Below are 4403 nucleotides of genomic sequence, written 5' to 3' on the forward strand. Positions count from 1 at the left end.
TTCGCGATCTCCCACAGCCCGTCCGGAACAATCCAACTCCACGTACCCCGCCCCATGACGAGCCCAACGACCCATGGCCACATAGGACACGGTCTTAGGCGGTGTCTTGATTGGCGATAGATCGTTGCTCCGGGCATGGACATGGTTGAACGGCTGGTGCCGGACGGGCTGTGGGAGATCTTCCAGGACGTGGCGCCGGAGCCGCCGATACGCATCTTCGTCGCCACCTCGGGCTGTACTTGGCGGCAGTTGCCGCCAATCTTCGGTGCCTCCTGGCAGACGGTGCACCGGCGTTTCGCAGACTGGTCGACGGCGCGGGTCTGGGCCAAGCTGCACCGCGTGGTCCTCGATCGACTTGGTGTGAACGGCGAGCTGGACTGGTCGCGCTGCGCGATCGACTCGGTCAGTGTCCGGGCGGTCAAAGGGGGCCGATGACTGGACCGAATCCGACCGATCGCGGCAAGCTCGGATCGAAGCTTCACGTCATCTGTGACCGCAACGGGCTGCCGATCTCGGTCGGCATCTCTGGCGCCAACCTCCACGACAGCCAGGCCCTGATCTCGCTGATGCGCGGCATCCCGCCGATCCGCTCGCGCTTCGGCCCCCGACGTCGCCGCCCGGCCAGACTCCACGCAGACAAGGGCTACGACTTCGACCACCTGCGAGGATGGCTGCGCCGTCGGCAGATCGTGCCACGCATTGCCCGCCGCGGCATCGAGCCGTCCGATCGCCTGGGCCGGCACCGCTGGGTAGTAGAGCGCACGATCTCGTGGCTGAACGGCTGCCGTCGCCTGCATCGACGCTACGAGCGAAAGGCCGAGCACTTTCTCGCCTTCGTCGGCATCGCCTGCACCCTTATCTGCTACCGCAGAGCGGTGCAGGTCTAGGACTTGGCCCAGTAGACCAGGCGCTCGTGAGGCTGCATGGTGGCCGCCTCCGGCACACCCACCGTGACGCGCGGCTCTATGGCCGGTATCTCTGGATAGAGAAACGCCTCCATGTCAGCAATCGCATCGGCGATGTCTTCGTCGATCTCGGCAGTGTGGCGACGCACCCAGAAGGAGAGCCGCACTCGTTCCTCCTCGATTGAAACCGCTACCGCCACCACATCGGACGAGATCAGCCCTAGCAGGGCCTGCACCGCAGTGAGGGCGATGTCGTTGACACACTCAAGTTCGGGGTCTGCCATGCCGGTGAATCTTGCCCGGTCACCGGGCAATCACGCCAACTGAGCATCGTCTTAGGGCGGCGGCCGGCGCCGGCATGGTGACCGGGAGGTACTGGCCGTGATCGTTTTCGTTGCCACCTCGGGCTGTACGTGGCAACAGCCGCCTTCCGCGTCCTTCGGGCCGTCGGGGGCGACAGCCCACCGGCGGTTCTCCGAATGGACGAAGGCGCGGGTGTGGGCCAAGCTCCACCGTCTGGTGCTCGAGGGGGCGAGCTGGACTAGCCCCCGGGATATGCATGCGTACGTACGAGGGCAGCGAGGGTGTGCGAAGGAATCCGGAGAGCGGCCGTTGCGGACTTTGCCCGCCCGGTTGGGTGGTGGCCGGTCGGTTGTGCGCCGGAGTGCGTTGTCCTTCGCGGTGGTTGGCGGGGCGGCCCGTTATTGGGGGCAGTGGTTGTCAGGGCCACGCCCGACCCGCATGCGTGCGGTGTCCGAATGTGTCTGACGGGCCAGTCCGGTCCGGGGAACGGGCGTCGCCGCGGGCGTCAGGCGGGGCTGTGGCGGGTCGAGAACGGGGGCGCCGGCCCGCTGGCCCGACATCGCCCCACCTGCGCATTTCGGCTGGTGGGGGCTGCCCTTGAGAAGGCATCACCGTGTCCGTTGCGTCGATCACCGCCGTGCTGCCGCGACCGTTCTGGCGGGAGAGCGGCCGAGCGGTTGCTACCCTGCCGGCGGCTCGACCGGACCGGGATCGAGGTGTCGGCAGTTCGCGAGTTCCTGCTCGACGCGGGGTGGATGGAGCACCGCAAGCTGTCCATTGTGCTGACAGGCAATGGGATCCGTATTGGCGATCACGGTGTTCGTGTCCAACGCCGGATTGAAGCGAAACGATTATTCGCGTGGCCGGATTCCGGTGCTGTTTTCCTCTCGGCCGGACTTCTACGCTGGTTGGGCCACCCGGTGAAAGGCTGTCTGCCCGATCGGCAGAGCTCGATCGGCGTGAGAAAGGGAGACGCGTGACAACGCAAGACTTCACGAATGACATCGACACCGTCCTGTGTGTCGGCGACGGCTATTGGTTCTTCAAGGGCAACAAGTGCCTGAAGACCAACATGGCCGGCGACAAGTTCTTGGTCGATGAGATCGACATCACCGCCAGTCGTGCATGGCCGGCTCTGGCGGGCACGCCGTTCGAGCGAGACCTGGACGCCATCACGTTCTCCACCGAATCGGGCTACTACTGGTTCCTGAAGGGCGACTTGTGCATAGCCACCAACGGCAACGGTGACCAGATCGTCTGCTCCCAGCGGAAGATCGCCGGCGGGGGCGGATGGCCGGTCCTCGACCAGTAACCACAGGCTCGTGCTGAGGTGCGGGCGCGGCTCCACAGGTACTCCCGGGACCGCGCCCGCACGCCTGATGATCTGCGGGTTTTTGTCGGTGGTGGTTCGGCATTGTGGTGTCAGTGGGTGGGTATCGGGCTCTCTGCTGGTCAGTGGGTTGTCGTGGGTGACTCGGCTGTTGTCAGGGGCGCCGATTTGGTGCTGACGTTCTTGGCGTTGATGCGGGTCGGTTGGTCGCAGGTTGGTACGGCGGGGAGCGCGTTGCCGAGCGCGATCGCCAGGAGGAGGAGCGCAAGCGGCGGCGGCACTGGGAGGACCAGGAGGAGGCCCTGAACCTGGAGGAGAGGCGGGAGGTGTCCCGCTCCGCCCGCGCCCTCGAAGCCAAGCGCCTGGACCCGGAGGAGAAGCGCCTCCCCGTCCCCGTTCCCGCACCGCACCTGGTTGCTGACGGCACGACGATCGACCGCTCCAACGGCGTGCCGTCAGCGGCCGGACCCGCGCCCGCCCCGCATCCCCGCCCGGACACCGCGGTCCTGGCTCTGGCCCCGGCGCCCACCCCCACGCTGTCGCAGCGCTACGGCGACCTCGCGTATCGCGTCCCGGCCCCGGCCGCGCCCGCGCCGCAGGACCGCGCCGAAGCCGACCACGGCCCCGCTGCCGCGCCCGCAGTCGCGCCCCGCGCCCACGGTGCCCAGCGTCCCCGCCCCGGCCCTGCAGGCGCCCGCCGAGCCCGCCCGGGCAACCGTGGCCGTCGCCCAGCCCGCCGCCCCCCCCGGATCACCGCCCGCGTCGACCAGCACCAGGACGACAAGCCCGCAGCCCCGGCCGATTCCCAAAATTGGGAACGGCCCGCCCCGGCCGCCGACCCCGTGAAGGACTGGGACCTGCCCGCCCTCCCCGCCGACTGCGCCCCGGTCCGCGCCCCCGAACTGCTCACCGACACCCAGGTCGTGGCCCGCATGAACTACGGACTGGACCAGGGATGGACCCAGCGCCGCATCGGAGAACTCGCCGGACGTAGCGCGACGCTTGTTAATCGGCATAAGCAGAAGCGGGGGAGGGGGCTGTAAAGGCTCGGTGCTTTGGAACACCCTCGGGCGTGATTTGACCCGGGTGTGTTTCGTGTTTATGGCGGGATTCTGGTTGGTGATGATCTGCGGGTTTCAGGCGACCGATGGGATTGGCCCGGGTGGGGTGACAGATTGTCAGGTTGGGTCCGGGCGGGGGGGGTCTGTGGCTCTGGCGGGTGGGTGGTCGGCCTTGTCCTGGTGGTGCTCGCCCAGGGCCTGCGGAAAGGTTCGCAACGCGGCCCTGTGCCCGCCTGTTTCACTTGTCCACGCAGGTCACAGCGCTGCGCCCCCTCGCCCCGGGCCCGCGTCCGCGCGGCCTGGAGAGGGTCGTGCAACGCTGCGTCCGCTCGGCGTCTGGGTGTTGACGGGCCCGTGTTCACCCCCCGAAGGGTGTCACCCGGATCCGCCAACGGTACATGCAACTACACACTGATGCAGAGTGATGCAGCCTCCATTCCAGATTCGATCCAGGCCCTCAGAATGACGCACCTTCAGTAGTCGTGGCCCCGGCGGCATCGAGGCCCTCCACCCCGGCGGCAGGACCTGCCCGGCCCGCACCGGACCACCCCACCCCCGCTGCTACTGCCAGCCTCACCCCCGCAGCGCAGCGGAGGGGGTGCGCACGAATCCCAGATCCTACACAACCCCGCAGGTAATGCACCGGGTTGAGCCACCCAAGCCGGTGGAGCGCAGCGGAGCCGGCTGCCCGCGCAGCGGGCCCCGGGCGCGGCACGCGCCCGGCCCTCCGGGTGGAGCGCAGCGAAGCCCCGCGCCGGCCCCGCCGGGCCCGGCCGGCGCCCCCACCCCCCGCCAGGGCCGGGG

At 68.5% G+C, this 4403-nt stretch carries 4 protein-coding genes and 1 pseudogene; 4 read left to right on the forward strand and 1 reads right to left on the reverse strand.

What is annotated here, in order from left to right; genetic code table 11:
- Window positions 1-141: 141 nt before the first annotated feature.
- Window positions 142-887 (forward strand): IS5 family transposase gene (locus ACFV7Q_RS38375; RefSeq protein ID WP_385435592.1). Its coding sequence is split into 2 segments (ribosomal slippage): window positions 142-433 and window positions 433-887, totalling 747 coding nucleotides; the frame shifts between segments, so codons are not numbered across the junction.
- Here the strand turns inward: ACFV7Q_RS38375 and ACFV7Q_RS38380 are convergent.
- Window positions 884-1189, reverse strand: coding sequence for a hypothetical protein (locus ACFV7Q_RS38380; protein ID WP_385435588.1), 306 nt, complete (start codon window positions 1187-1189; stop codon window positions 884-886). The two genes, ACFV7Q_RS38375 and ACFV7Q_RS38380, sit on opposite strands and share 4 nt — an antisense overlap.
- A 55-nt stretch (window positions 1190-1244) precedes the next feature.
- Here ACFV7Q_RS38380 and ACFV7Q_RS38385 point away from each other — a divergent pair.
- The 3 genes and pseudogenes from ACFV7Q_RS38385 to ACFV7Q_RS38395 form a co-directional block, all read left to right on the forward strand.
- A pseudogene (locus ACFV7Q_RS38385) lies at window positions 1245-1433 on the forward strand (transposase); the annotation flags it as partial.
- 751 nt (window positions 1434-2184) lie between these two features.
- Window positions 2185-2520, forward strand: a complete 336-nt coding sequence (locus tag ACFV7Q_RS38390; protein ID WP_385435589.1) for a hypothetical protein — start codon at window positions 2185-2187, stop codon at window positions 2518-2520.
- Window positions 2521-2741: 221 nt separating this feature from the next.
- Window positions 2742-3581 (forward strand): hypothetical protein, encoded by an 840-nt coding sequence (locus tag ACFV7Q_RS38395; RefSeq protein ID WP_385435590.1) that lies wholly within the window; start codon window positions 2742-2744, stop codon window positions 3579-3581.
- Window positions 3582-4403: the final 822 nt, after the last annotated feature.

It is taken from the genome of Streptomyces sp. NPDC059851, from assembly GCF_042732005.1.
GTDB lineage: Bacteria > Actinomycetota > Actinomycetes > Streptomycetales > Streptomycetaceae > Streptomyces.

Excerpts from the sequence above, each read along its gene's own strand:
- ACFV7Q_RS38380 (WP_385435588.1), bottom strand. The coding sequence starts at position 1,189 with ATGGCAGACCCCGAACTTGAGTGTGTCAACGACATCGCCCTCACTGCG.